This is a genomic window from Actinacidiphila cocklensis, assembly GCF_907177275.1.
Taxonomy (GTDB): domain Bacteria; phylum Actinomycetota; class Actinomycetes; order Streptomycetales; family Streptomycetaceae; genus Actinacidiphila; species Actinacidiphila cocklensis.
Genome location: NZ_CAJSLV010000001.1, coordinates 185,024 through 210,807, shown reverse-complemented (window position 1 = coordinate 210,807; position 25,784 = coordinate 185,024). Strand labels below are relative to the sequence as shown.

Annotated in this window: 22 protein-coding genes and 1 pseudogene; 15 read left to right on the top strand and 8 right to left on the bottom strand. The window is 72.1% G+C overall.

Going from position 1 to position 25,784, the window contains the following annotated elements; translation table 11 throughout:
• Nucleotides 1-93: 93 nt before the first annotated feature.
• On the bottom strand, nucleotides 94-588 hold the full coding sequence (locus tag NFU81_RS00785) for a cupin domain-containing protein (protein WP_251483684.1): 495 nt from the start codon (nucleotides 586-588) through the stop codon (nucleotides 94-96).
• A gap of 96 nt (nucleotides 589-684) precedes the next feature.
• Between NFU81_RS00785 and NFU81_RS00780 the strand changes: the two genes are divergently transcribed.
• From NFU81_RS00780 to NFU81_RS00755, 6 genes are all read left to right on the top strand, one after another.
• Complete coding sequence (locus NFU81_RS00780; protein WP_251484086.1) at nucleotides 685-1,521, top strand: LysR family transcriptional regulator; 837 nt, start codon at nucleotides 685-687, stop codon at nucleotides 1,519-1,521.
• Between the two features lie 220 nt (nucleotides 1,522-1,741).
• Nucleotides 1,742-2,560, top strand: coding sequence for an SAM-dependent methyltransferase (locus NFU81_RS00775; protein ID WP_274037407.1), 819 nt, complete (start codon nucleotides 1,742-1,744; stop codon nucleotides 2,558-2,560).
• A 269-nt stretch (nucleotides 2,561-2,829) separates the two neighbouring features.
• A complete protein-coding gene (locus NFU81_RS00770; RefSeq protein ID WP_251483682.1) occupies nucleotides 2,830-6,000 on the top strand; it encodes a discoidin domain-containing protein in 3,171 nt (1,056 codons plus the stop codon).
• Nucleotides 6,001-6,531: 531 nt separating this feature from the next.
• Nucleotides 6,532-7,365 (top strand): oxidoreductase, encoded by an 834-nt coding sequence (locus tag NFU81_RS00765; RefSeq protein WP_251483680.1) that lies wholly within the window; start codon nucleotides 6,532-6,534, stop codon nucleotides 7,363-7,365.
• A gap of 82 nt (nucleotides 7,366-7,447) precedes the next feature.
• Nucleotides 7,448-8,305, top strand: coding sequence for an oxidoreductase (locus NFU81_RS00760; protein WP_251483678.1), 858 nt, complete (start codon nucleotides 7,448-7,450; stop codon nucleotides 8,303-8,305).
• Between the two features lie 340 nt (nucleotides 8,306-8,645).
• Nucleotides 8,646-9,404: a creatininase family protein gene (locus NFU81_RS00755; RefSeq protein ID WP_251483676.1), complete on the top strand. Its 759-nt coding sequence runs from the start codon at nucleotides 8,646-8,648 to the stop codon at nucleotides 9,402-9,404.
• Between the two features lie 161 nt (nucleotides 9,405-9,565).
• Here the strand turns inward: NFU81_RS00755 and NFU81_RS00750 are convergent, their stop codons facing one another.
• From NFU81_RS00750 to NFU81_RS00740, 3 genes are all read right to left on the bottom strand, one after another.
• Nucleotides 9,566-10,432 (bottom strand): Bax inhibitor-1/YccA family membrane protein, encoded by an 867-nt coding sequence (locus tag NFU81_RS00750; protein WP_251483674.1) that lies wholly within the window; start codon nucleotides 10,430-10,432, stop codon nucleotides 9,566-9,568.
• A gap of 275 nt (nucleotides 10,433-10,707) precedes the next feature.
• A complete protein-coding gene (locus tag NFU81_RS00745) occupies nucleotides 10,708-11,352 on the bottom strand; it encodes a peptide deformylase (protein WP_251483671.1) in 645 nt (214 codons plus the stop codon).
• A gap of 51 nt (nucleotides 11,353-11,403) precedes the next feature.
• Complete coding sequence (locus NFU81_RS00740; protein ID WP_251483668.1) at nucleotides 11,404-12,807, bottom strand: FAD-binding oxidoreductase; 1,404 nt, start codon at nucleotides 12,805-12,807, stop codon at nucleotides 11,404-11,406.
• Between the two features lie 267 nt (nucleotides 12,808-13,074).
• Between NFU81_RS00740 and NFU81_RS00735 the strand changes: the two genes are divergently transcribed.
• Nucleotides 13,075-14,589, top strand: coding sequence for a GMC family oxidoreductase (locus tag NFU81_RS00735; RefSeq protein ID WP_251483666.1), 1,515 nt, complete (start codon nucleotides 13,075-13,077; stop codon nucleotides 14,587-14,589).
• Between the two features lie 144 nt (nucleotides 14,590-14,733).
• Here NFU81_RS00735 and NFU81_RS00730 read toward each other — a convergent pair whose 3' ends face one another.
• A complete protein-coding gene (locus tag NFU81_RS00730) occupies nucleotides 14,734-15,405 on the bottom strand; it encodes an HAD-IA family hydrolase (RefSeq protein WP_251483663.1) in 672 nt (223 codons plus the stop codon).
• 120 nt (nucleotides 15,406-15,525) lie between these two features.
• Here NFU81_RS00730 and NFU81_RS00725 point away from each other — a divergent pair, with 120 nt between their 5' ends.
• The 4 genes from NFU81_RS00725 to NFU81_RS00710 all read left to right on the top strand — a co-directional run bounded on the left by NFU81_RS00725 (nucleotide 15,526) and on the right by NFU81_RS00710 (nucleotide 20,771).
• Complete coding sequence (locus NFU81_RS00725) at nucleotides 15,526-15,909, top strand: DUF2255 family protein (protein ID WP_251483660.1); 384 nt, start codon at nucleotides 15,526-15,528, stop codon at nucleotides 15,907-15,909.
• Between the two features lie 71 nt (nucleotides 15,910-15,980).
• Nucleotides 15,981-16,448: an SsgA family sporulation/cell division regulator gene (locus NFU81_RS00720; protein WP_251483657.1), complete on the top strand. Its 468-nt coding sequence runs from the start codon at nucleotides 15,981-15,983 to the stop codon at nucleotides 16,446-16,448.
• A 99-nt stretch (nucleotides 16,449-16,547) separates the two neighbouring features.
• Complete coding sequence (locus tag NFU81_RS00715; protein WP_251483654.1) at nucleotides 16,548-17,780, top strand: cytochrome P450 family protein; 1,233 nt, start codon at nucleotides 16,548-16,550, stop codon at nucleotides 17,778-17,780.
• A gap of 243 nt (nucleotides 17,781-18,023) precedes the next feature.
• A complete protein-coding gene (locus NFU81_RS00710; RefSeq protein ID WP_422665121.1) occupies nucleotides 18,024-20,771 on the top strand; it encodes an AAA family ATPase in 2,748 nt (915 codons plus the stop codon).
• A gap of 57 nt (nucleotides 20,772-20,828) precedes the next feature.
• Here the strand turns inward: NFU81_RS00710 and NFU81_RS00705 are convergent, their stop codons facing one another.
• Nucleotides 20,829-21,635 (bottom strand): alpha/beta hydrolase, encoded by an 807-nt coding sequence (locus NFU81_RS00705; RefSeq protein ID WP_251483649.1) that lies wholly within the window; start codon nucleotides 21,633-21,635, stop codon nucleotides 20,829-20,831.
• 256 nt (nucleotides 21,636-21,891) lie between these two features.
• On the opposite strand from NFU81_RS00705, the gene NFU81_RS00700 reads away from it, so the two are divergent.
• From NFU81_RS00700 to NFU81_RS00690, 3 genes and pseudogenes are all read left to right on the top strand, one after another.
• Complete coding sequence (locus NFU81_RS00700) at nucleotides 21,892-22,350, top strand: SsgA family sporulation/cell division regulator (RefSeq protein ID WP_251483647.1); 459 nt, start codon at nucleotides 21,892-21,894, stop codon at nucleotides 22,348-22,350.
• Nucleotides 22,347-23,288 (top strand): alpha/beta fold hydrolase, encoded by a 942-nt coding sequence (locus tag NFU81_RS00695; protein ID WP_251483645.1) that lies wholly within the window; start codon nucleotides 22,347-22,349, stop codon nucleotides 23,286-23,288. Before NFU81_RS00700 ends, NFU81_RS00695 begins: the two co-directional genes overlap by 4 nt.
• Nucleotides 23,285-23,548, top strand: a pseudogene (locus NFU81_RS00690) (ferritin-like domain-containing protein); the annotation flags it as partial. The gene NFU81_RS00695 and the pseudogene NFU81_RS00690, both read left to right, overlap by 4 nt.
• Nucleotides 23,549-23,643: 95 nt before the next feature.
• Here the strand turns inward: NFU81_RS00690 and NFU81_RS00685 are convergent.
• Nucleotides 23,644-24,228 (bottom strand): hypothetical protein, encoded by a 585-nt coding sequence (locus tag NFU81_RS00685; RefSeq protein WP_251483642.1) that lies wholly within the window; start codon nucleotides 24,226-24,228, stop codon nucleotides 23,644-23,646.
• Between the two features lie 286 nt (nucleotides 24,229-24,514).
• Between NFU81_RS00685 and NFU81_RS00680 the strand changes: the two genes are divergently transcribed.
• Nucleotides 24,515-25,069, top strand: a complete 555-nt coding sequence (locus NFU81_RS00680; protein WP_251483638.1) for a hypothetical protein — start codon at nucleotides 24,515-24,517, stop codon at nucleotides 25,067-25,069.
• 73 nt (nucleotides 25,070-25,142) lie between these two features.
• Here the strand turns inward: NFU81_RS00680 and NFU81_RS00675 are convergent, their stop codons facing one another.
• Nucleotides 25,143-25,745, bottom strand: a complete 603-nt coding sequence (locus NFU81_RS00675) for a GOLPH3/VPS74 family protein (protein ID WP_251483636.1) — start codon at nucleotides 25,743-25,745, stop codon at nucleotides 25,143-25,145.
• Between the last annotated feature and the right edge of the window lie 39 nt (nucleotides 25,746-25,784).

The window sequence follows — 25,784 nt, the reverse complement described above, 5'->3', positions numbered from 1 at the left end:
TTCCCGTTCATGGGCCACCGGATCACGGGGACCCGTCGACGCGTCGATTGCCGCGCCGGTGGAAAGGAGGGTGGCCGGGGCGGGCCGTCGGCTTCAGGCGAGGTCGGTGGCGGGCCGGGTCGCAAAGCGGCTCATCGCCTCGATGTTGGCCTGTGGCGTCAGCGGCCGGCCGCCGGCGAGTACCTCCTGGAGGTCCCGGAAGTACTGCACATACAGGTCGGGGGTGAATGTGCTGAGCATGACGGCGGGTTGATCGGTCGGGTTGGCGAAGGTGTGCGGGGTACCGGGCGGAACCATCACGAGCGTGCCCGTGGTGGCGTCGTGGTCCTCGTCGCCGACGGTGAACCGCACGGTGCCGGAGAGGACGTAGAAGCCCTCGTCATGCCGGGCGTGGCGGTGCTGCGGCGGTCCCTGGGTGTGCGGGGCGAGGACGGACTCGGCGATCGCGAGGCGGTGCCCGGTGTGGCTTCCGTCCTCCAGAACGCGCATGCGCGTGGTCCCCAGAACGATCGTTTCGCCGCCGCCGGGACCCACCACCGATACGGCAGGGTCAGGATGCGGCTCGCCGGTCTTCGCTTCTTCGGTCATGCTCACGAGTGCACCGCCAGAAGCATGGCGGTGTCCAAGACCCGTCCCGCAGCGCCGATACCCCGTGGGTATCGTGGCAGCGTGGAGCTATGGACCCTGCGCTACTTCGTGGCGGTCGCCGAGGAACGCCACTTCGGCCGGGCCGCCACCCGACTGCACATGAGCCAGCCGCCCCTGAGCCGGGCGATCAAGCGGCTGGAGGCTGACGTCGGCGCCCTGCTGTTCGCCCGCTCGCCGACCGGGGTCACGCTCACCCCGGTCGGCATGGTGCTCCTCGACGAGGCGCGGGACCTGCTCGACCATGCCGACCGCGTCCGTGTACGCGTCGGCGCGGCGGCCGGCGTCGCGACCATCACCGTCGGCATCCTGGGCGACGGCACCGACCCGGGAGTGTCCAGGCTGGCCGCGGCCTACCGCAGAAACCATCCCGGAATCGACATCCGCATCCGCGACACCGATCTGACCGACCCGACGTGCGGGCTGCGCGCCGGACTGGTCGACGTCGCCCTCACCCGGGCGCCGTTCGACGAGACCGCCCTGGCGGTCCGGGCGCTGCGGACCGATCCGGTCGGCGTGGTCCTGCGCGCCGACGATCCGCTGGCCCGCCGCGACAAGCTGCGGCTGGCCGACGTGGGCGACCGCCGCTGGTTCCAGTTCCCGCAGGGAACCGACCCCCTCTGGCAGTCGTACTGGAACGGCGGCAGGCCACGCGAGGGCCCGGTCGTGCACGCCGTCCAGGAATGCCTGCAAGCGGTGCTGTGGAACGGCACGGTCGGCATGGCCCCGCTCGGACACGACCTGCCCGCGGAGTTGGCCGTGGTACCGCTGGCCGACATGGCGCCGAGCCGGGTGGTGGCGGTGTGGAACGAAGGCGACACCAACCCGTTGATCCGCTCCTTCATCGAGATCGCCACAGCCGCGTACCGCCACTGAGCACCCGGCAACGGTGCTGCTGCCGGGTGCTCGTGCCACCGACTGGGCGCTTACGCGGCGAACTTGCCTGCCTCGACGACCCGGTCGCGGCCCGGCGCCGGGCCAAGCGGGAACTCCCGTACCGGCGGCTACGGTGGTGTCGGCGTGAAGAACCGACCCGCACCCGCCGGGGGTTACGCGCATCGCCCGGGCACGAAGCACAGACCGGAGGACAACGGCCTTGACCGACCAGGGATTCACCGCCGACGAGATCGACACCAGCAGGCCGCATCCGGCCCGCATGTACAACTACTACCTCGGCGGCAAGGACAACTACGAGGTGGACCGCGAGGCCGCGCAGCGGGTGATCGACCTGGCGCCGGAGCTCGTGCCCATGGCAAGGGCCAACCGGGCGTTCATGCACCGGGCTGTGCGGTTGCTGGTCGAGAGCGGCGTCCGGCAGATCATCGACATCGGCACGGGTATCCCCACGTCGCCGAACACCCACCAGGTCGCGCACGAGCTGTCGCCGGATGTGCGGGTGGCGTACGTGGACAACGACCCGATCGTGGCGACCCACGCCGGCGCCCACCTGCTGGGTACGGGCAACACCGGTTTCCTCCTGGGTGATCTGCGGGACCCGCAGAGCATCCTGAACCACCCGACCATCGGCGAGCTGATCGACCTCGACCAGCCGGTCGGCCTGATGCTGATGGCGATCCTGCACTTCGTCCAGGACGACGAGGATCCGGCCGGGCTGGTCGCCGCGTACCTGGACGCGCTTCCGGCAGGCAGTCACCTGGTCCTCACCCACTCCACCACCGACTTCCACCGGTCGGACCCGAACTGGTCGCAGGCCCGGGACGTCTACCGGGACAGAAGGGCCACCGCCGCGCTGACCCTGCGGCCGTACGAGCAGGTGCTGGGCCTCTTCGGCGACCTGGAACTGCTCGAACCCGGACTGGTCCAGGCACCGCTGTGGCGGCCGGACGGCCCGGCGCCGACCGCGGAGGAGCTGTCGCACATCGGTTTCTACGGCGGCGTCGGCTACAAGCGCTGAGCCGCGCCCGCCGCGCATCCGGCCGCATACCCGTCTGCGTATCGCCACCGGCCCGCGCCGGACAGCGGAGGACGACGGCCTCGGGCGACGAGGGATCCACCGCCGGCTGCACGCCTTCTCCGTCATGGCGGTCGACAGCCGCGTCCATGAGTACCCCCAGGCCACTGGGCGTGCCCGCCGTGCTGAGCACGTCTCTTGACTCCCGCGTCCGCGACCGCGAAGAATGGCCCGACCACCTATGACAACGTTGTCGACGTAGGAGACCCGCCGTGAGCACTGACCCCGCCAGCCTGGGCAGAAGGCGTTTCGCCCAACTCGCCGCCCTGACATCCCTCGCGGTCGCCACGCCGCTGTCGGTCGGAGCCGTCCCGGCGACTGCCGCACCCACGGGCCAGGACGCGGCCGGCGGGCCGGGCGCGGGCGGTGCCCCTGACGACGTCGCCGCCGCGTACTACCAGGCGCTGCTGACCCACACCCGCTGGGCGGAGACGCAGTGGGACGCCAAGGCCGGCTCCTACGCGCGCACCGACTACAACTTCGTGGTCGTCCTCGGCAACGCCGTCCTGCTGACGCGCGGCACGTACGACGCCGCGAGCGCGGGCGTCGACAAGGAGACGCTGCGGTCGCACACCCTGGCCACGATCCGGCACTTTGCGGCGTCCAACCGCCTCACGGGCGGCACCGAGTGGGGGAAGACCCTCTTCTTCGACACCACCTTCCAGCTCTACTTCGTGCTCGCAGCACGGCTGCTCTGGGACCAGCTGGACGCGGTGACGCAGGGCCACGTCGACACGATCGTCCGCGAACAGGCGGCATACACCACCGCGTTGGGAAACGGCAACGACCCGGCTTCCGGCTCATGGACGCCCAACGGCGCCAAGGGCGGCTTCGTCGGGGACACCAAGCTGGAGGAGATGGGCGTCTACGCCCAGTCGCTCGCCCCGGGCCTTGCCTGGGCCGCCGACGACCCGCGGTTCGGCGACTGGAGTGCGGCGTACGGCCGGTGGAGCCGCAACGAGACCGGGCTGCCGGCTGCGGACCTGGCCAACCCCGCCGTGGTCGACGGCGTCGCGGTCAGTGCGAACACCGCGCAGAATCTGTACGACACCTTCATCGTGGAGAACCACGGCTCTTTCGGGCCGCATTACCAGCAGGAGTTGTGGCGCACCTCGGGCCGCAACGCCGCGCACTTCCTGACCGCCGGCCGTCCGCTGCCGGAGGTGCTCACCGCGCAGCCGAACGCCGAGCAGCTGTGGCGCACTTTGCTGATGGTGATGAGCGACGCGGGCGAGCCGCTGATGCCGATGGTCGCGGACCGTGAACACCTTTACGGGCGCGATGTGATCCCGCTGGCCTTCCTGGCGCAGGTGGCCGGGGACCGTGCGGCGGCCTGGGGCGAGGCCGCGTTGGCCGCACGGCTCGCGCCGTACCAGGCATACGCGCCGCTCTACCGGCTGGCGAAGTTCTCCGGCGAGGCGAAGTACGAGCCCGAGGCCCGCGCCGAGGTGGCGATCAGCTATCTGCTGCACGAGTGGCGCGCGGCCCACGGCGGGGTCGTCGAGCCGCTGTCGGACCTGGAGATGTTCCAACGCGCCTCGGGTGTGCAGGACTTCGGTGACGGTCCGGGCCTGGTGGCCCATCAGACCCCGGCGGCCTGGGCCGGGTCGGTCAGCAAGCCGGGATTTGTGAAATTCGGCTGGCAACCGGCCCACGACGACTGGCTGTTCGCACTCAGCGGCGTCACCCCGATGTTCCTGCCCGCGACGGCGGCGAAGGTGCTCACGCGGACGGTGGCGACGTACCGGCAGGTCCGGGACGGATTCGACGCGACCGCGACCCTGTTGACGCTGGACTCGGGAAGGGCCGGATTCACGACTCTGCCGTCCGGCGCCGTGGTCTACGCGACCAGTGGTACGGCCGCGGGTGAAGGCTCCCTGCGCGTGCAGAACCTGACGATGCCCGGTGTCGCCGGGCTCGACGGAAGCCGTACGTACACCGCGGCCGAGGGCAGCGCGCAGGTCGCCTCGCAGGACAGTGGCAACTCAGGGGCCGCGCCCGGCCCGCGCGTCGACAACGTCACGGTGCCCGCCGGCTCGTGGCGGTATGTGCGGATGCAGGGCGTCGCGGGCCACCCGACGTACGGCTACTCGCTGTACGCCTTCGAGGTCCGTGAGGGCGCGGACGGCCCCGACCTCGCGCAGGCCGCGACGGCCACCGCCTCGTCGGCCGACACCGGCAAGGGCGCCGCGCTGGCGGTGGACGGCAGTCTCACCACCCGGTGGGCCGTCGCCGTCGCGGACCGGGGCCGCTCGGACAGCTGGCTCACCGTGGACCTCGGCGCCGCGCGCGCCTTCGACCGCGTGACGCTGCGCTGGGAGACGGCGGCGGCCCGCGCTTACCGCGTCCAGGGCTCGGCCGACGGCCGGACATGGACCGATCTGGCCCGCTTCCCGCAAGCGGACCTCTCCAGTCGCGGCAACTGGCTGTCGGTCGACGGGCGGGCGGGCCTTGTGGTGCGGGGCGCGGCCAACCCGCTGTCGGTGTACGGGGATCTGGTGCTGCTCTCCGACGGCCCCGCCGAGCCGCTGCTGGTGGAGGGCCTGCCGTCGGGCGACCCTGGCGAGGTGCGGGCGGCTGCGGCACTGCCCGCACCGACGGCACAGGACACGGCGGTGAAGGCCAGTACCGCGGGGGGACATCTGAGTCTGTTCAACCTCTCCGCTGACGCCGTCACCACGACGGTGTCGGTCCCCCAGAGCAGCTCCGAACCCACGCTCTACGCCGGCACGCAGCAGGTGACCGCGGCCGGCACGGACGTGGCGGTGGAGCTGGCCGGCGCCACCGCGGCGGTCGTCCCCGCCCGCTTCACCCTGACGTCCCGCGCGGGCGGCGCGGTCCCCGCAGGTCTGCGGGTGGAGGTCGTCGACGCCGCGACGGTGCGGATCAGCGGCCCCAGCGCGCGGCTGCTGGTCACCGCACCCTCGGGCGCGAGCGCCCAGGTGGACGTCCAGCCGGGCAGGACCGCGGAGGTCAGCGTGGCCGGCGTGGCGGCGTACCCGCTCGCGGATGTCGCTCTCGGCCGCAACACCTTCCCCACCGCGCCGCGGCCCGCAGGCATGTCGGATCCTGCCGCTGCCGTCGACGGGAATCCCGCCACCTCGTGGCGTCCCGGCTCGGCGCAGGGCCGGATGGTGGTGGATCTGGGCGGGCCGGTCGACGTGCGGGAGATCCGTACCGTGTGGACTCCGGGCCGCGTCCCCGCCACGGCTGTGGAGTTCAGCACGGACGGGCTGGCGTACAGCGCGGCGGGCGAACTCCGGCGCCGCGGCCTCACCGCGGCCCTCGGTGTCGGCGTGACCGCCCGCTATGTGGCGCTGGCCGTCACCGGCGGGCGCGACACCGACGCGCGGCTGGTGAGCCTGGAGGTCGTTCCGGCCTGACGAAAGCCCCGGTTGGGGGCGGGGCACACCGGATCAGGCAGATCCGCCGTCACGACACTGCGGTGCCGATACATCACGCGCCCAGGTCACGGCCTTGACCTCCGATCTCCGGATGCCCTGCCCCTCACCCGGTCTCTTCACCTGCACGGGGCCTGGACGGCCCCGTGCTCTGTCGTGCTGCTGCCCCGGCCCTCTCGCCGCCTCCACCGTCAGCATGGAGCGCTGGATACCGACCTGCCGGAGCGAAATCCTCGCCAGAGCCCTGACCGGCCACGCGGTGCCCTGCCGTCACGCGACCGACGTGCGTCCGATGACTGACGGCAGCCGGCGCCGGCCCAGGGGCCGACCGGCCGTCAAACGACTGTAGTCCGCCGGCGGGCGCGGGACGAGACTCGGAGATGTCCTGCTCATACGTGTGCCGGGCACGTCGTCCATGTGCTGCCGCGGTCTTCCGTCATGCGTGCTTCCTTCAGGACCTCGCGCTCGCATAATGAGGGGACATTTCCGGACGAAACAGGAAAGAAGGAACACATGGCTCGCACATGGCTGATCACTGGCGCGTCCCGGGGATTCGGGCGTGCCCTGGCGGAGGCGGTCCTGGAGGCCGGCGACCGGTTGATGGCGACGGCGCGCCGTCCGGAACAGCTCGCGGACCTGGTCTCCCGCTACGGCGACCAGGTGCGGACGGTGGCGCTGGACGTCACCGACACCGCGGCCGCGCAGAACGCGGTGCGGGAGACCGTCGACGCCTTCGGGCGCCTGGACGTCGTCGTCAACAACGCCGGGTACGCCAACAGCGCTCCCATCGAGGAGATGGCGGAGGACGACTTCCGCGCCCAGTTCGAGGCGAACTTCTTCGGGGTCGTCAACGTCACCCGGGCCGCCCTTCCGGTGCTGCGCGAACAGCGCTCGGGAACGTTTCTGCAGTTCTCCTCCCTCGGCGGCCGGGTGGGCGGCACTCCGGGCATGGGCGCCTACCAGAGCGCGAAGTTCGCCGTGGAGGGCTTCTCCGAGGTCCTGGCCAACGAGGTCGCCCCCTTCGGCGTCAAGGTCGTCATCGTCGAACCCGGTGCCTTCCGGACGGACTGGCAGGGCTCGTCGATGGAGCTGCACGCCGTGGGTCCCGACTACGAGGGGACCGTCGGGGCCATGAACACGTATCGAGCGGAGAACAACGGCACCCAGCCCGGCGACCCGGTCCGCGCCGCCCGCGTCCTGATCGACGTCGCCGGCCACGACGACCCGCCGCGCCGGATTCTGCTGGGCGCGCAGGCCGTGAGCGCGGCCCTGGCGGCGGGCGAGGCGCGCGCCGTGGAGACGAGGAAGTGGGCCGAGGCCAGCGGCGCCGCGGACTTCCCCGCGTAAGGCACCCGGCGGGGCCGTCACCCGCCTCATCACACCCCTTCGGCACAGCACCGCACACACACGATCACAAGGAGATCACCCCATGTCCCGTAAGACCTGGCTCATCACCGGCGCCTCCAGCGGCCTGGGCAAGGCCCTGGCAGAACACGTCCTGGCGCACGGCGACCAGGTGGTGGCGACGGCCAGTTCCACGAAGGCCACCACCGAACTGGCCGCCCGCTACCCGGAGACCGCGATGGCGGTCAAGCTCGACGTCACCGATCCCGCGGACCGGGTGGCCGCGGTGCGCGCCACCGAGGAGCGCTTCGGCGGCATCGACATCCTGGTCAACAACGCCGCGATCGACTTCATCGGCGCTCTGGAGGAGCAGGAGGAGAGCGACTACCGCCGGCTGTTCGAGGTCAACTTCTTCGGCGCGGTCGCCCTCACCCGGGCGGTGCTGCCCGTCATGCGTGCGCAGCGCAGCGGTGTCATCGTCAACGTCTCCTCCATGGACGGCCTGGCCAGCCTTCCCGCGAACGGCTACTACTCGGCCAGCAAGTTCGCACTGGAGGGCTTCACCGAGGCCCTGTGGCAGGAGATCGAGCCCCTGGGCCTGCACGCGATGATCGTCCAGCCGGGGTCCTTCCGCACCGGCATCGAGAACAGGACCCGGGCGTCCGGTGAGGCCATCGAGGACTACTCCGCCACCGCAGGCGCCTTCCGCGCCATGATGACCCAGCTCACCCCTGAGATGTTCCCCGGCGACCCGGAGCGGGCCGCGGAGGCGATCCACGACGCCGTCGCCGGCCAGAAGCTGCCCCACTGGGTGGTCCTCGGCAGCGACGCCCAGCGGCGCATCGGCGTCAAGCTGGACCAGTTGAGGACCGAGTTCGAGGCCGGTGAGAAGGTCGCGCTCAGCACTGACTTCCCCGGTGCCGCAGCCAACGCGGTGCTCTGAGCGACGCGGGCGGTCACCCGACCGCACAGGCGAGCAGCCGACGGCGGCAGGCGGGCGAGCCCGACTGCCGCCGTCGGCTGCTCGCCTGTGCGCGCGGTTCCGTGCGTCCGGCGAGGCGCGCTCGACGTGCGTCACCGCTGCCCGCGACCTACCGTCACATGACTGATGCGTCGGTTTTCTCCGCGGACGAGAGTGTGTGCCGCTGGGCCTGCGGACCGGTCACCGGCCGGCATCCTCGCCCAGACCGCCGTCGACGCCGGCCACCTCCGAGCCTCGCACCCGCCACCGCCCCGGCGACCGGCGTGCAGGGGCGGTCCCGTAACTCTCGTAGGAGCTCCTGATGAGCGAAGTCCAGTGGAATCGTCTGACCGCCGCCGAGCTGCGCGACCTCGCGGCCAGGGACGCGGTGGTGCTGCTGCCGGTGGGCGCCACCGAGCAGCACGGCCCCCATCTGCCCACCGGCGTGGACGACTTCCTGGCCGCTGAGGTGTGCCGGCGGGCGGCGGAGCTGGCCTCGGAGCACACCGGCGTGGTGGTGACCCCGTCGGTCCCGACGGGCCTTTCCGAACACCACATGGCCTTCGGCGGGACGATATCGCTCAGCCTGCCCACGCTGCACGCCCTGCTGCGGGACATCTGCCGCTCCGTGATCCGGGCGGGTTTCTCGCGCATCCTGATCGTCAACGGGCACGGCGGGAACATGACCGCTCTGAACGCCCTGACGACGGAGCTGACCGCGGAGCTGGCGACGCCGATCGCGTTCGCCAGCTACTTCGGCGCGGGACGTGAGGTGATACGGGCCAGCCTGCAGACCCAGGACGGTCTCATGCACGCCTGCGAGGGAGAGACGTCCATGATGATGGCCGCCCACCCCGGGCTGATCCGTGCCGAGCACCTGGCCGAGGCGCACGGCCCGCGGATCACGCTTCCCGCGGAGTCCACCGACCCGCTGTACATGGCCGTGTCCTTCGACCGGATCACCGCGTCCGGCGTGGCGGGTGACGCACGGGTGGCGACCCCGGAGAAGGGCGAGACGATGCTCGCCGGCTGCGCGAAGGCGCTGGCCGACATCGTCGTGCGGGATCCGTGGGCGAAGTAGGGCGACGCGCCTCCCGGCCGCACCGGCGTTCTCGTTCCCGCCGGTGCGGCCGGTCCCTATCCCCCTCCTCGCACCGTGACATCACGCAACGGTCTGCCGACCCTGTCGGCAGACCGTTGCGTCTTTGCTGGCCGGTGGCGGGCGGCGCCCGGCAGGCCCGGTCAGTAGACGTCGTCGGCCGGGAAGAGGGTCAGCAGCCGTACGGTCTCCACGTACAGCCACGCCAGGGTCAGGGTGACGCCGAACGCCGAAGTCCAGGACTGGTCACGCGGAGCACCGCAGGTGATGCCGTCCTCGACCTTCCTGAAGTGCAGGGAGAGGAAGGTCGTCGCGAGGACGACGCCGAGCAGGCCCATGACGACTCCGAGGCCGGCGGGACGCAGGCCCAGGCCGTCCGCGCCCATGGCGGAGATCAGGAGCCAGTTCGCGAAGGCGAGGAGGCACAGGCCGAGCAGCGCGGCGCCGGCGAAGGCCCGGAAACGGCGGTCCGCCCGTACCCAGTGCAGCTTGTAGGCGAGGAGGCAGCCGCAGGAGGCGGCCATCGTCGCCAGCACGGTCTGGACGAGGAATCCCGGGTGGACATGGCGGGAGACGGTGGTGGACAGCACGCTCAGGAACACGCCCTGGAAGGCGGCGAAAGCCAGGGTCAGGGCGGGTGAAGGCCGGTTCGCACGGCGCTGGACCACCACCAGCGCCGCGGCGGCCAGTGCGGCGCCGACCGCGATCCCGTAGGCCGCGGCAGTGCCGATGACGTCGTAGGGCAGCAGCGTCCACGACAGCGTGGCCGCGGCGAAGGTCACCGCGAGCCCGGTGGCCGCTCGGGACAGGACGTCGTCCATCGTCATCAGGTCGCCGACGAAGAGGGGCAGCGGCGCGGGATCGTCGTCGTACCAGGGGCCGGGGTCCTGGCCGGTGCCGGACCGGCCCCACGCGACGGCGACCCCCGCTCGCGGGTCGCCGACCGCCGTCTTCTGTCCGCCCCGCCGGCTGAACCGCGGCCCGGACAGTACAGGGTTGCTGCTGGTCAACCAAGGCTGCTGCTCGACCGCTGTCACGCCAGATCCTCTTCTCCGTGTCGGACGTACCACTGCCGGGCGGCCGTCGCGGTCGCCGGAGCGTGGTGTTTCCCGGGCCGCGGCCCGGGGACGTCCGCGCAGGACGTCCCCGGGCCCGCATGGTGTCCCGGGGTGGCGACGCGCTCTCCGGAGGTGTCGGCCGTCACCAGACTGCACCAGCGGACAAACCGTGCGCATCAGTCACTTGACGGTCGATCCGAGGGATGTGGCCGGCCGGCGAAGGGAGGTCAGGGCAGCTCGAATCCCAGCTCCCGGGCGGCTTCCTCGGGGGTGGGCTGGGACCAGCGCTCCGCCACGGCCTCGTTCGTGGCCAGCGACCGCGTGTGGGCGGTGTCCAGGTAGAGCGTCCCGTCGAGGTGGTCGGTCTCGTGCTGCACGATGCGCGCCGGCCAGCCCGTGAGTACCTCGTCGACCGCCCGGCCGCGCTCGTCGACGGCCCGCAGCCGTACCCGGGCGGGCCGGGCCACCACCGCCTGCCAGCCCGGCACGCTCAGACAGCCCTCGAAGAACGCGGCCCTGGCCTCGCCCTCGGGCTCGTAGCGGGGGTTGACCAGCACCCGGAAGGGCAGCGGAACGCGTCCCCTCACCTCCAGCACCTCCGGCGACCCGGGTGCCGGGTCCTCCACCACCGCGATCCGCAGGGCCACGCCGACCTGCGGCGCGGCCAGCCCGACGCCCGGGGCCGCACGCATCGTCTCCCGCAGCGCCGCCACGAAGCGGTCCAGCAGCGCGTCGTCCAGCTGACCGTCGTAGGGCTCGGTGCCGCGCCGCAGTACGGGGTCACCCGCGGCGACGATCGGCAGCGGGTGCCCGGTCTCCAGGAGTTGCTCGACCTGGGCGGCCAGGGGTGGGTGTGTCGCAGAAGTAGCCATGAGATGCAGCCTGCCAGTACCTCGCGGCGTACGTGCGCGCGCATTCAGGGGTCAGGCGGGCGGGATGTTGTGATTGAACCGGAAGACGTTGGCCGGGTCGTAGCGCTTCTTCGCCGCGGCGAGGCGGTCGTACCGCTCGGCCCCGTAGACCGCGCGCACGCCCGCGGCCCCGGTCGCCTCGTCGGGTGAGAGGAAGTTCACCATGTTCCGCTCGGCCGCCCAGGGCGCCAGCCCGTCCATCACCCGCGCCAGCTCGGCTCGGAGCTCCTCGGCACGGTCGGGGGCGCCCAGGGCGAACCCGAAGACCGCGAACGGCAGTCCCCGGCTGGCAACGGAGTTGGGGAATTCCGGCTCCCGGTCGAAGGCTCCGCCCAGCGCCCGGATCTCGACGTTCGCCAGGGTGCAGCCCGACTCCGCGCCGGTCAGCTTCACGAGGGCCTGCGCCGTCTCCTCGGAGAAGTCCTCCAGGCACAGGCTGCGGTCGACGTACGGTATCGGGTCCACCGGGTCCCGGTGGATCTCGCCGATGGCCGCGAAGGGCCTGTCCTCCACCAGGTCGAGCAGCGCGGGCGCGCAGGCCCGCAGCGGTGCGAGGAGTGCCTCGCCCTCGGCCGCGGATCCGAGGTACCCGATCCGCAGGTGGACGACGAAGGCACCGCGCAGCGGCTCGGGCAGCACGGGGATGTCGGGCAGCCGCTGGATGCCGATGGACGAGGTCATGTCCTCCCCCACCGTCGGCAGCCAGCCGCGCCAGGCGTCCAGCACCCGGGCCAGGTGCTCTCCCGCGAAGTAGATGCCGCCGCCGTGGAAACGTGGGACGGGGAACACCTCGAACTCGATCTCGGTCACCACGCCGAAGTTGCCCTTGCCGCCCAGCAGCGCCCAGAAAAGCTCCGGTTCGCTCTGCGGTGTCACCTGGCGGAGTTCCCCGTCCGCGGTGACCACCGTCAGCCGGCGCACCTGGTCGGCCGCGTACCCGTGGGTGCGGCCCAGCAGCGGGCTCTGCCCGCCGCCCAGCGTGTACCCCACGACGCCGACCTCCGGTGCCGAGCCCGCCGCGGGGGCCAGGCCGAACTCCGCCGTGCGGGGCAGCACCTCGCTCCAGCGCACCCCCGCCTCGGCCCGCACGGTGCGGTTCCGCGGGTCGACGGATATGCCCGCCATCCGCCGGGTCGTGATGAGCAGCCCGCCCTCGGCCGCGGAGACCATCTGATGCGCCGCGGACTTCACCGCGACCGGCAGCCCGTGGGCCGTCGCGAACCTCACCGCCTCCCGGACGTCCGCCTCGCCGGCCGCGCCGACCACGACCGTCGGCCGCAGGGCACAGGTCAGGTTGTACGTGGCGCACTCCGCCTCGTAGCCTTCCGACTCCGGCAGCAGGACCGGCCCCCGCACGGATCGCCGCAGCGCCGTGACGTCCTCCGGCCGCAGTTTCGCACCTGCCGTGTTGGACATGTCCGCACTCACTCTGATCACAACCTCACTTGCCCACGTGGGAGCCCGGCACGGACCGGCTGCCTTCCACCGTTCACATCAACTTGCCGATACTCAACCGGCGTCGGGCTCGAACGCCCGTCGGCATGGAAGATAGGTATCACAGATACGTGTGCCCTCGCGGACGCACACAGCGACGCGATCCATCGGTATCTCAAATGACGGATCATTGATTCGAATCACTGGTACATTCAGAACGAACCGATGATTCACGTAGAACGGATCACCATGTCTCCTCAGAAGCCCCCTCACGACGTCGTCATCGTCGGCGGCGGATCGGCCGGCTGCGTGCTCGCCGCGCGTCTGACCGAGGACGCCGGCACCCGCGTACTGCTCCTGGAGGCCGGATCGTCAGCGCTGCCGGACGCCGTCGCCCATCCGCCGGCCTGGCCCTCGCTCGCGGCCTCGGAAGCGGGCTGGGGTGACACGACCGTGGTCCAGCAGGCCTCCGGCGCACCGGTGGCACTCCCCCGCGGCAAGGGCCTGGGCGGCTCGTCCGCCATCAACGCGATGGTCTTCGCGCGCGGCCACCGCACCGGCTACGACAGCTGGGGCGCCCACGGCGCCACGGGCTGGACCTACGACGACCTGCTCCCGTACTTCCAGCGCACCGAGACCGCCACGAGCGGTGCCCCCGGCCGCGGCACCATGGGACCGCTCACCGTCGGACCGGCCGAGCCGCCCAACGAGGTCCTGCTCGCCTGCCTCGACGGCGCGGTGGAGACCGGCCACCGCAGGGCCTTCGACATCAGCGGCGGCCTGGAGGAGGGCTTCGCCCCCGTCGACCTCAACATCGTCGCCGGACGCCGGCAGAGTGCCGCCGACGCCTACCTCGCCCCCGCACTGGGCCGCCCCAACCTCGACGTGGTCACCGGGGCGACCGCACACCGGCTGATCTTCGAGGGCACGCGCTGCGTAGGAGTGGAGTACGGCGCCGACGGTCGGACCCACACCGCGACGGCGGCCGGCGAGGTGGTGCTGACGGCGGGAACCATCGGGTCCGCACTGATCCTCCAGCGCTCCGGCATCGGCGCCCAGGACGATCTGCGGCCGGCCGGGGTCGACGTCTTCCACGAGCTGCCCGGTGTGGGCCGCAATCTGCACGACCACCCGCGGGCCAATCTCGTGCACCGGACACAGCGCCCGGTGCCCGAGGGGCGCAACAACCACGGCGAGGTCCTCGGGACGCTGCGCAGCACCGCGGACGCCGAAGGGCCGGACGTACAGATCATCTTCATCGACATACCGCTGCCCAACCCGGTCGCCCCGGTGCAGAACGGCTTCACCATCGGCATCTCCCCGATGCGGCCGGCCAGCCGCGGCTCGCTCAGGATCAGCTCGGCCGACCCGTACGCGCCGCCGGTGATCGATCCGCGCTACTTCACCGCGCAGGAGGACGTGCGGGCGGTGCTCTCCGGCATCGCCACGGCCCGCCGGATCGCCCGCTCCGCCGCGCTCGCCGGGTGGGGGGTCGAGGAGGTCAGCCCCGGGCCCACCGCAGTGGACGAGAAGTCGCTCGCCGACCACGCCCGCAGGTACTTCGGCTCGTACTGCCACCCGGTCGGCACCTGCCTGATGGGCGAGGACGCGATGTCCGTCGTCGATTCCGGACTGCGCGTCCGCGGGCTCGACGGCCTGCGCGTCGCCGACGCCTCCGTCATGCCCTCCATCACCTCCAGCAACACCAACGCCACGGTGTACGCCATCGCCGAGCGCGCCGCCGACCTGCTGCGCTCGTCCTGATCATCCCGGCACATACGTCACACCCGCCGCAACACCGCCATACGCCGACGGCCCCCGGGGCACGTGTACGTGTGTTCCCGGGGGCCGGTCGGACGGTCGGACGGTCGGTGACGGAGCCGCTGCGGGGGAGGCGAGCGGCCCGCCTCACTCCACCGGCTCCCAGCGGGTGACACGCTCGGCGTCGCCATCGGTGCCGGTGAGCGGGACGCCCAGCAGGGTTTCCAGGGCGGCGATCGTCCGGGCGGGGTCCACCGCGTGGACCGTGGCGAATCCCAGGTCCGCCGCGGGCCGCAGGTACTGCTCGGTGTCGTCCACGAACACGCACTCCTCGGCGGTCAGGCCCAGTTCGCGCAGCACCAGGTGGAAGATCTCCGGTTCGGGTTTGCGCGTCCCATGGACCTCCGACAGCACCACGGCGTCGTACGAACCGTCGAGGTCGTGGCCGCTGTAGAGATTCCACGGGGCCAGGCCGACGGTGTTCGACAGGATGCCGACCCTCACCCCCGCGCGGCGCGCGGCGGCGGCCGCGGCGATCACCGAGGGCTCCGGGCGCAGGTCGGCGAAGATCCGGCCCATCAGGTTGTCCGGCTCGATGCCCATGAGCCGGCCGGCCGCCTCGTTCCACTGGATCTGGGAGAGTGCCCCGCGCTCCAGTTCCCCGGTGAGCCGGACGCCCTCGGGGTTCAGGTACATACCGGTGAGCAGCGCCCCTTCGGCCAGCCCCTCGCGCTTTTCGAAGGCGAGCGCGGCGGGCAGCAGAGGGGTCGTCAGCACACCACCGAAGTCGAGCACGAGGCCCTTGCGGTGCTGAGTCATACTCACACCTTAAAGGGCCGCAGGAACCGGCTTTCCACCAGGTCGCCGGAGGTGTCACCGGACACCTGACTCCCACCCCGGCGGCGTTTCCGAGCCCGGACGAACAGAGGACGTACCCCGATGAACACCTGGACAGCCGACGACCGCGATCTGCTCTCCACGGCCGGCTCCCTCGTCCTGACCGCCGGGAGCGGTGACCGGCCCGGCGTGGAGGTCGGCATGGTCGTCGTGGACGGCGGGCTGTACGTACGTGCCTACCGGGGCGTTCGCTCCCGCTGGTACCAGGCGGCCCGGGAGCACGGGCACGGCAGGATCCAGCTGGGCTCCGTGACCTGCGACGTCCTCCTCGCGACCGGTGACGTCGAACCGGCCGCCGGACTCGATGCCGCCTTCCGCGCCAAGTACGGAGCGGCGGCGGAGGCCTTCGTCACCGGTCCCCAGGCCCGTGCGGCCACGATCCGGATCGACCCGGCACCCGGCGCCGGACCATTGACCGTCAACTGACTGATGTACCGCTTCCGTCTCCGGCGAAGAGTTGTCCCCACAGACTTCGTCCCACGGAGGGAACTCCTGCCATGCACCGCGACCAGTCACCCCTGCGGGCGCGCTCAGCGGACGCGCTCGTGCCTGCCCTGTTCCTCGACCTCGACCAGTTGCTCGACGAGTTCACCCGGCTGCCGACGCGGGCGACGTTCCACTTCGACCCGGACATGCCGGCCGTGATCACGGTCGAGTTCCTCGCGGAACGCGGGCCGAGCCTCAACTGGCACATCGGCCGCGAACTCCTGCACCAGGGGCTCACGGCGATGAGCGGTTCCTGCGACGTGCGGATGTGGCCCGCGCTGCCGCGGGAGCGGCCCACGTCCTGGCTGCTCCTGGAGTCGCAGGAGGTGGAGGCCCTGTTCGAGGTGCCCATCGAGCGCCTGGCGCAGTGGCTCGACGCGACCTACCTGGTCGCCCCGGCCGAGACGGAGATGGACGGTCTGAACTGGGACGGCTTCCTGCGAGAGTTGCTCGACGGCCCGGTGACGCCCTCCGAATGAGCGTCACGCGGTCCGGAAGGGGCCCGTACGCTGAACTTCCCCGGCCTGCGGCTCGTTGCCCTGACGAGACCTGACCGCCGGACCAGGGGAGACGCGTTCATGAGTCGCCACGAGCAGTGCCCGTACCAGGACGGCCGGGTGGTCATCGATCCCGCCTTCAAGGCCGACGCCCCTGCCAGGTACGCCCGGCTGCGGGAACTCGGCCCCATCCACCCGGCCGAGTTCCACCTCGGCCTCAAGGGCTGGGTGGTCGTCGGCCACGAACTGGCCCGGGAGGCGCTCACCCATCCCGCCCTGCTCAAGGACGCCACGCCTGCCGCCGAGGCGCTGGCCGCCGCCGGCTACGTCCTGCACAAGCCCTCGGTGGGGCTGGGCGCGCAGATGATGGAGGCCGACCCGCCCGCGCACACCCGGCTGCGCCGCCTGGCCTCGGCCGCCTTCACCCCGCGCCGTACGGCCGACCTGGCGCCGCGTATCGAGCAGATCGCCCACGGCCTGATCGACGCGCTGCCGCCGGCGGGCGAGACCGACCTCGTGGAGGTGTTCAACGCCCCGCTGCCGGCCACGGTCATCGCCGAACTCCTCGGCATCCCCGAGGAGCACCACCTCGACTTCCGCCGCTGGTCCGCCCAGGCCCTCCAGGTGGCCTCACCGGGACACCGCCAGGCACTGGCGGGTCTGCACGGGCTGCTCGCCGGCCTTGTCGCCGACAAGCGGCGCAGTCCCGGCGACGACCTGCTGTCCGCCCTGGTGGCCGTGCGGGACGAGGACGACGGCCGGCTGACCGAGGAGGAACTCGTCGGCACGGCCATGATGCTGGTCGTGGCCGGCCACGAGAGCACCGTGAACCTGCTGGGCAACGCCCTCCTGGCACTGCTGCAACACCCGGAGCAGTTGCGGCTGCTGCGTGAGCGGCCGGAGCTGATGCCCGGAGCGGTGGAGGAGTTCCTGCGTTACGACACCTCCGTGGAGCGCTCCACCAGCCGTTACGCGGCCGAGGACCTGGAGCTGGGCGGGGTGTCCGTCCCGCGGGGCGGCATGGTCGTCGTCGCGCTCGGCGCGGCGGGCCGCGACGCCCCGCAGTCCCGGGCCGAGGACCCCGGCGTGCTCGACGTGACCCGGCCCGGTGCCCGCCATCTGGCCTTCGGGCACGGCGTCCACTACTGCCTGGGAGCCCCGCTGGCCCGCCTGGAGGCAGCGATCGCGCTGCGTACGCTGCTCGGCCGGCTCCCCGAGCTGGAGCTGTCCGTCCCGGTGGACTCGCTGCAGTGGATCGGCTCCGGCATCATCCGCGGCGTCCTGTCCCTTCCGGTGCGCTACCGCAGCGTCTGACACCGGCACCGGAACGTCCCGGCCCGCGCCGTGGGGCGCGACGTCCGGCCACGGGAAAGGCCCGCCGAAGGCCGCGCGGGGTATGAGCGTGGCATCCTCACATGTATGGCGCGACCCCGGGCGGAGAGCAACGTATTCTCGCCATGGCACATGGCGCGATGTATCCGCTCGTCTGTGGCAGCGTTGGGGCGGGCGATGTTTCTTGGGTGAAGGGAGTGGGGGACGGTGGAGTCGATCGTGGGGATGCTCGTCGGCCGCGAGCGGGAGCAGGAGGTGCTGTCGGAGTTCGTGAGGGCGCCGGGGGGCCGGGCTCTCGTGCTGCGGGGCGACGCGGGTGTGGGCAAGAGCACCCTGCTGGAGCGCGTCGTGGAACTCGCGGCGGGCGAGGGGCAGGAGGTGATCAGGGCGGCCGGGGTCGAGGCGGAGTCGGAGCTCCCGTTCGCCGGCCTGCACCAGTTCCTGTACCCGCTGCGCTCCTCCATCGACCAGCTGGACGGCGGCCACCGGGAGGTCTTCGACGTCGTCTTCGGCAGGAGCGCGGGCGCACCTCCCTCGGTCATGACCCTCGGTATCGCCGTCCTGGACCTGCTCTCCCTGGTGGCGTCGGACAAGCCCCTGCTGCTGGTGGTCGACGACGGCCAGTGGCTCGATGCCGCCAGCACCGAGGTGTGCGGCTTCGTCGGGCGCCGCCTCACCGGCAGTTCGGTCAGGCTCGTCGTGGGTCTGCGCTCGGACGTGCCCTCCGGCTTCGACACCGCCGCCCTGCCCGCGCTGCCGGTGACCACCCTGTCCGAGGACGCCTCCGAGCGGCTCCTGGACCGGCACCATCCCGGGCTGGACCCGGAGGTCCACCGCCTCGTCCTGGACGAGGCCCACGGAAACCCGCTGGCCCTGCTGGAACTGCCGCCCTATGTGCGCAGCAACCGGGCCGGGCGCACCCCGGCGGAACTGCTCGGATACACCGGCGTCCCGCTGCCGCAGCGCCTGCAGCACATCTACGGCGCGCGTATCAAGGACCTGGACGCCGCAGTGAGGGCGGAGTTGCTGCGCGGCGCCCTGGACGGCGTCCGGGCCGGTACGGCGGCCGGCCGGCCGGGGGGCTCCCGCTACCGGATGGCGGACGCCGGCGAGGCCGCGGCCCTCGGGCTGCTGGACGTCGACCCGCTCACCGGCGAATTCGTCTTCAGGCACCCTCTGGTGCGTTCGGCCGTCGTCCAGATGGCGACGCCCAACGAGCGGCGCTCGGCCCACACCGCCCTCGTGCGGGTGCACGGTGACGACCTGGAGCGGCGGGCCACACACCTGGCGGCTGCTGCGGTCGACCCGGACGAACAGGTCGCCGCCGCGCTGGAGGCGGCGGCGGACTCCGCCACCCGCCGGGGCGGCGCGCTGACAGCGGTGGCCTGGCTGACGCGGGCCGCGGAGCTGAGCGAGAGCCACCAGGAACGGTCCAGGCGGCTGGGCAGCGCGGCATACATCGCAGGGCACTCCGGCCGGCTCGGTCACGCCCAGCAGCTGGTCGGCTCGAACACCGGCCCGGGCGAGGACGACTCCCCGAGCTCGGTCGTCACGTCGGCCTATGCCGCGCTCTTCGAGGAGGGGGACCTGCGGTCCTCGCAGCGCCAGGTCTTCGCGTCGATCGAGCGGATGCGCGACAGCGGCGTCCGGGACCGCGACGAGGAGCTCACGCGCCTGGTCGACCTGCTGCTGGCCATCAACCAGTACGTGGGCGACGCGGTGATGTGGGAGCGCACCCATGATCTCCTGCACTCGCTGGGCGACGCGGTGTCCTCGCATTCCCGGGTCTACCAGGACGCCTGGGGCGACGTGGTGCGCCGCGGCGCCGGGGTGCACGAGCGGGTGGAGAGCGCCCTGGCCCGCCTTCGCGACCTGGAGCCGTGGGACATCACCCGGCTGGGGGTCGCCGCCTACCACGTGGACGTCCTCAGCCAGTACCGTCCGCTCCTGGAGCGCACGGTGGAGCGCGAGGTGGAGAACGGGGCCGTGGCCGACGCCATGACCATGCTGCACCTGATCATGCTGGACCAGATCGCCGTCGGCGAGTGGGACGAGGCCGAACGCACCGGACACCGCACCCTGGACCTGACCACGTCCCTGAACCACCCGCTGTTCGTCTACCACACGCGCGGATACCTCGGTCTGCTGGCGGCGCTGCGGGGGGAGGTGGAGCAGGCCCGGGAGTTGCAGGCGATGGTCGACTCCTGGGCACGCCCCCGCGGGGTCGGCTTCCTCACCCAGATCGCTGACGCCGTCGGCACCGCCGCCGCCCTCAGCGACGGCGACCACGAGGCCGCCTACCTGTACGCCATCGGCATCACACCGCCCGGCTCCTTCGCCCCCTACGCCCACCAGGCCTCGCGCACCCTCCTCGACCTCGTCGAAGCCGCCCTGGCCACGGGTCGCGCCGAAGAGGCCCGCCGGCACGCCCTGGCCGCCCAGCAGGCCGGCCTGCCCGACATCTCCCCCCGCCTCGCGCTGCTCACCTACGGCGCCCTCGCCATGACCACCACCGACCCGCAGGAGGCCGACGCCCTCTACGAACAGGCCGAGGCGCACCCGGCCGGTGCCGCCTTCCCCTTCGAGCTCGCCCGCATCCGCCTGGCCCACGGCACCCGCCTGCGACACACCCGGGGGAGGAAGGCCGCACGGCTGACGCTGACCCTGGCGGCGGAGACCTTCGGACGGCTCGGCGCACCCGCCTGGACCGAGCGTGCCAGGGCCGAGCTCAACGCCACCAGCGGCTCCGTGCTCGCCTCCACCGCCCACCTCGCGGCGCTGACCTGGCAGGAACGCCGGATAGCCGACCTCGCCGCAAGCGGCCTGACGAACAGGGAGATCGGCGAACGCATGCACCTCTCGCCGCGCACCGTCAGCTCCCACCTCTACCACGCCTTCCCCAAACTGGGCGTCACCACCCGCGCCGCGCTGCGCGACGCGTTGGGCAAGGTGCCCGGCGACCAGACCAGGTGACCGCGGCGGCGGACGGGCCGGCACGCCGGCGGTTCCGGCCCTCGGCCGCCCAGGTGTTCAGCCCGTCGCGGCACGGGCGCGGACGCCGTGCTCGTCGAGCCAGCCGAGTACGTGGTCCGCGACGGTGCGCCACCCGTCGTCGATGACCAGCGAGTGGGCACGGTCGGCGAACTGCTTCAGGTCGGTCCCGGCCGTGGAGTCGCCGTACTGCTTGTAGACGGTGCGGGTGACGGAGTCGGGCACCAGCCGGTCCTCCTGCCCGGAGATCAGCAGCAGTGGACCGCGGCCCGCGTTGGCGACGTCCACGACCGTACGCGGGCTGCGCGCCGTGCCCGCGTATCCGAGGTCGGCGAGCAGCCGGCGCGAGGTGGGCACCGCGTAGCGCTCGAAGAGGCGGTCGGACTCCTCCACCGCCACGGTGTTGGCGAACACCTGGTGGAACCGCTCGGAGGACAGCGCGACCGGCTGATCGGCGGGGTCGGCCCGGTCGGGGGTCCACAGCGGGGCGGTGGCGCCGGGCAGCGGGACGCCGTTGATCGGCGCGGGAGCGATGGCCACCGCCGCCCGGCCGACGTCCGCGCCGACCAGGTGCTGCGCGATGAGCCCGCCGACCGAGTGGCCGACGATCACCGGGGAGGCGTCCAGCGAACGCGCGATCTGCGCGTAGTGGTCCGTCAACGCGTCCAGCGTGATGCCCGCGAGCGCACCGGGGGACCTGCGCGACTCCCGCACGTCTGCGGCCTCCCCCGGCCACCCCGGGGCGAGGGTGCGAAACCCCCGGCCGGCGAAGCGTTCCGCCCACGGCTCCCAGGACAGGGCGTGCAGCCATGCGCCATGGATGAAGACGACGGGAGTACGGTTCACAACTGGTTCCTCCGAGCATGAGACCGCCCGGCACAGGCACGCGGGCGACCGTTCAAGCATCGTGCGGTCACCGGTGGGGGGCGACAGTCGAATGACTGAATGTTCGCGGCCCCTGGATCGCTGCCGGGCGGGTGCCCGCCGCGCCGGTCACCGTCGAAGCCGGTGATTTTCGACGGTCAAGTTACTGATGCGCGGTGATCGCGTGGCGGCAACAGTGGGCTCAGCCAGCCTCCGCCACACAGAAGGACCCACAGACATGAGCGGTAACCAACCCGGGGTGCGTACCCGTCGAACGGCGTCGCACAGCCGTTGCGAGCTGACCTTGGACATCGAGCGCGTGCTGGGCGTGTCCGCGCGGCAGGCCGTCAGGGCGGAGTTCCGGTTCGATCCCGGGTCTCCGCTGATCGTGCGCGTGGAGTTCGTCATCGAAGGCGGCTCCCGCGCCCTGTGGCGTATCGGGCGGGACCTCCTCCGGCAGGGGCTGTACTCGATGAGCGGCATCGGTGACGTGACGATGTGGCCCTCGGGCCTGACGGAGGGCGCGACCGCGCGGCTGCGGCTGGCCACCGGTGACATGGCGGCCCTGTTCGAGCTGCCCGTGCCGCCGCTGGCGGAGTGGCTGGAGTACACCTACGAGCTCGTTCCCGCCGGTGACGAGCTCGCCGGCGTCGACTGGGACGTCACTGCCGCAGAACTCACCCGGAGGTCCCGATGACAGCGCCGACCGCGTACGGTGACAGCCCGCTGCCCGACGCCGCCCTCCTGTCCCCCGGCACGCACACGTATCGGCTGGAGGGTCTGGTCCAGCGCTACCACGTCCATGGCAGCGGGCCGGTGTGCGTGGCCCTCCCGGGCGGACCGGGCATCTTCTGGGAGTACCTGCGCATGCCCCTCCTCGAGGAGCACCTGACCATGGTGTACGTCGAGCCGGTCGGCACCGCCGAGGACAGCCGCCTCGCCTCGCACCCGCACGGCTACACCAGGGAGCGGTACAGCGCGTTCCTGGAGGCACTGATCGACCGGCTCGGCGTGCCCGAGGTCCACCTGCTGGGGCACTCGCACGGCGCGTTCGTGGCCGCCTACCACGCCGTGCACCGCCCGGAGCAGCTGGCGGGCGTCGTGCTCTACGAGGGCGCCCCCGTCACCGGCCCCGAGCACGGCGCGGAGGCGGCCCGCATGGTGGAGGCGTTCGCCGCCGAGCACGCCGGCCACCCGGGGCTGCCCGGGGTGATGGCCGCGTTCGGCGCCATGTCCGCGATGGGCGACGACGAGCAGACCGTGGCGGTGGCCAAGGGCGTGCTGCCCTCGTACTTCGCGGACTACTGGGGCAACGAGGAACGGTTCGCCCCGCTGCGCGACACGATCCGCGCGACGTACATCTCCGGCCTGGACGAGGACCTCACGCCCGACGTCGTCGACGACCGCGCCGCCCTCAGCGCGCTGACGGTGCCGGCTCTGGTCGTCGTGGGCCGGCACGACGTGATCTGCGGGATGCGGTGGGGCCTGGAACTGGACGAGCTGATTCCCGACTCGCGCCTGCTGGTGCTGGAGAACAGCGGTCACATGGGACACATCGAGGAGCCCGAGGCGTTCGCGGGCGCGGTCCGCGACTTCGTACGCCGCCCGACCGGGAGAGGACCGGCACACTCATGACGTTCGTCAGCAGCCCGCTGCCGGAGGCGGAGCGCGCGATCGCGGGTGACGCCCTGCGGGCGACCCTGGTCGACCTCCTCGATCTGTCGCTGGTGGTCAAGCAGGCGCAGTGGAACCTGTACGGGCCGCGGTTCCGCTCCGTCCATCTCCAGCTCGACGAGGTGGTCACCACCGCGCGCGACTACGCCGGCATGGTGGCGGAGCGCGCGGCGGCGCTGGGCGTCAGCCCGGACGGACGGGCCGCCACCGTCGCCGCCACCGGCCAGGCCGAGAACCGGGGCTGACGAATCCGCTCACGTGTGGGGGGCGGTCCCGTGATCCGGGGCCGCCCCCCACACACATGGGACGAGGCGTCTCAGGGATACATGGCGCGGTGGCTCCGGTACGCGAACGCGTCACCGGAGCTGAGGATGGTGACGATGTCCTCGCAGAAGCGGCGGTACTCCGTCTCCTGCTCGGCCGGGAGCGTCACCGGGACCACCGTCTCGCCGGGAACGACGTGCCGCAGGGTGCCCAGCAGCGCGTCCGGAGGCAGCAGCAGCAGCACCTCCATGACGCGCCGGAAGGTGTCCGCGAGGCCCATCCCCTGCTCCGGCACTCCGGCGCGCACCACGGTGAACAGGTCGCGGCAGGCGGTCAGGTGCCCGAGGTCCACCGCCGTCACCTCGATCGGATACAGGCTCGTCAGCTGGTCGCCGCGCGGACCGTAGAGGACGTATCCGGCCGGTGTGCCGGTGGACGTGCCCGCGGTGTGCGAGTCGAACCACAGCGGCAGTTTCAGCAGCACCTGCAGCCAGCTGTCGTAGGCGTCCGCGATGACCCGCTCGTCGTCGGACTCCGGTCCCGCGCTGTGGAGCATGTAGAGGCTGCCGAGAAGCGGCTCCTCCAGGCTCTGGAACTTCGCGAAGAACACGGGGTCGTCGGGCACCAGAACGTACACCGGGCACTCCTCCCAACAGCGCGGCAACTGTGCCGGTAGCCACCGGCCCGGCCGTCTTCCGTCGCGGTGAGAGACGTGGCCATGGTGTCCTGGACCGCCCCTGCTCCGGACCGGGACCACGTGTGCCAAGGAAAGCACATGTGATCGGCGTGAAGCAATCGCACGGAACATGTTCAGGATCGGCCCGTCCACGATACGTGTTCGTGGAGGACACCGGTGAGAGGATCAGAACACCTCGACGTGGGTATCATGCCCAATGTCATCCATATTGAGGGAGTGAACGGTTGTGACCAGCCGATCAGCTGCCGCGCTCCGGTCGCGGTACGTAGCTCAGGCCGAGTCGGACCTGGAGGAGAACCGTCGGCGACAGCAGGAGCTGGCGGAGAGGCTCGCGGTGTTGAAGCAGGAGGAGGCGCTCCTGGGAGAGATCCTCAGCCTCGCCGAGCGCTACGAGGGTTTCGCGGACGCGTCGCGGCTGCCCGAGCAGCTGCAGGACGAGGTCGTCGTCAGGAAGGCGAAGCAGGCACCCGCCGGGGGGACTTCGCGGCGCTCGGCACCCGCCCGAGCCGCCTCGGCCGGCACCCCGGCGAAGGCCGGTGCGAAGCGCAAGCCGCGCCAGCCCCTGCTCGGCGACCTCCTGCTGGACCTGCTCGGCGGCCACGACGAACCGCGGCCGGCGAAGGAACTGCGCGACGAGCTCATGACGAAGCACCCGGACCGCAGCCCCACACCTCAGGTGGTGCGCAACACCCTCGAATCCCTGGTCGCCAAGGGAAACCTCCAGCGGCACAAGCAGCAGCGCTCCGTGATGTACACCGTCATCACGTCCGCCCCTCGCTAGAGCGCGGCACCGCCGCAGCGCGGCGGGCGGAGCGCTGCGGCGGCCGGGACGCGGCGCTCCGCCCGGGGAGCGATCAGCCTCGCCACATGTTGTCGAACGCGGCGTTCTCCATGTCCCGCCGCAGCCGCAGTGCCTCCAGCTGGGTCACCGCCTCACCGACGGCGGCCAGCACCGTCGTGACCGCGTCCCCTGCGGTGCGCCCGTCGGGCTCGGCGGAGTCTGCCCCGATCCCCGTCTCTGCGATCAGGGCGGTGAGGACGGGCTCCCCCTTCGCCCGGCGTTCCTCGGCACGGCTCCGCGCCGGCGAGTCGACCAGCACGGTCCGCTCCGACCCCAGCCGGAACCGGTGCCTGCGCGGGTGCATGACGAGCCCGGACCTCGCCAGGTCGTCGACGTAGACCGCGGCCAGATCGCGGCCGCGGCGCCACAGCCAGTCCTCGACCGTCTCGTACGGCTCGTGCCGGGAGACCGAGGCGGCCGCCTCGTCCAGCAGCCGGTCGCCCGTCGCCGTCTGCGGGCCGGGCACCATGCGGTCGCCGTCCAGGGTCAGCGCCCCAGCCTCCAGGAGGTCGACCGCCTCGGCCCCGGCGAGCGCCAGGGACAGGTCGCCCTGCTCCACGGGCTGGTCGGGGGGCAGGGCGAGGGTGATGAGCGTCAGGTCGTGTGCGGTGGTCATGAGTCGCGCCTCGTCTCGAACAGTCGCAGCCGTACTTCG

What these genes read in the sequence shown, in the direction of transcription:
- NFU81_RS00720 (WP_251483657.1), top strand. Translation starts at nt 15,981, where the DNA reads ATGCACCGCGACCAGTCACCCCTGCGGGCGCGCTCAGCGGACGCGCTC.
- NFU81_RS00755 (WP_251483676.1), top strand. Translation starts at nt 8,646, where the DNA reads ATGAGCGAAGTCCAGTGGAATCGTCTGACCGCCGCCGAGCTGCGCGAC.
- NFU81_RS00760 (WP_251483678.1), top strand. Translation starts at nt 7,448, where the DNA reads ATGTCCCGTAAGACCTGGCTCATCACCGGCGCCTCCAGCGGCCTGGGC.
- NFU81_RS00710 (WP_422665121.1), top strand. Translation starts at nt 18,024, where the DNA reads ATGCTCGTCGGCCGCGAGCGGGAGCAGGAGGTGCTGTCGGAGTTCGTG.
- NFU81_RS00675 (WP_251483636.1), bottom strand. Translation starts at nt 25,745, where the DNA reads ATGACCACCGCACACGACCTGACGCTCATCACCCTCGCCCTGCCCCCC.
- NFU81_RS00730 (WP_251483663.1), bottom strand. Translation starts at nt 15,405, where the DNA reads ATGACTCAGCACCGCAAGGGCCTCGTGCTCGACTTCGGTGGTGTGCTG.
- NFU81_RS00715 (WP_251483654.1), top strand. Translation starts at nt 16,548, where the DNA reads ATGAGTCGCCACGAGCAGTGCCCGTACCAGGACGGCCGGGTGGTCATC.
- NFU81_RS00745 (WP_251483671.1), bottom strand. Translation starts at nt 11,352, where the DNA reads ATGGCTACTTCTGCGACACACCCACCCCTGGCCGCCCAGGTCGAGCAA.
- NFU81_RS00700 (WP_251483647.1), top strand. Translation starts at nt 21,892, where the DNA reads ATGAGCGGTAACCAACCCGGGGTGCGTACCCGTCGAACGGCGTCGCAC.
- NFU81_RS00735 (WP_251483666.1), top strand. Translation starts at nt 13,075, where the DNA reads ATGTCTCCTCAGAAGCCCCCTCACGACGTCGTCATCGTCGGCGGCGGA.
- NFU81_RS00695 (WP_251483645.1), top strand. Translation starts at nt 22,347, where the DNA reads ATGACAGCGCCGACCGCGTACGGTGACAGCCCGCTGCCCGACGCCGCC.
- NFU81_RS00725 (WP_251483660.1), top strand. Translation starts at nt 15,526, where the DNA reads ATGAACACCTGGACAGCCGACGACCGCGATCTGCTCTCCACGGCCGGC.
- NFU81_RS00740 (WP_251483668.1), bottom strand. Translation starts at nt 12,807, where the DNA reads ATGTCCAACACGGCAGGTGCGAAACTGCGGCCGGAGGACGTCACGGCG.
- NFU81_RS00785 (WP_251483684.1), bottom strand. Translation starts at nt 588, where the DNA reads ATGACCGAAGAAGCGAAGACCGGCGAGCCGCATCCTGACCCTGCCGTA.
- NFU81_RS00765 (WP_251483680.1), top strand. Translation starts at nt 6,532, where the DNA reads ATGGCTCGCACATGGCTGATCACTGGCGCGTCCCGGGGATTCGGGCGT.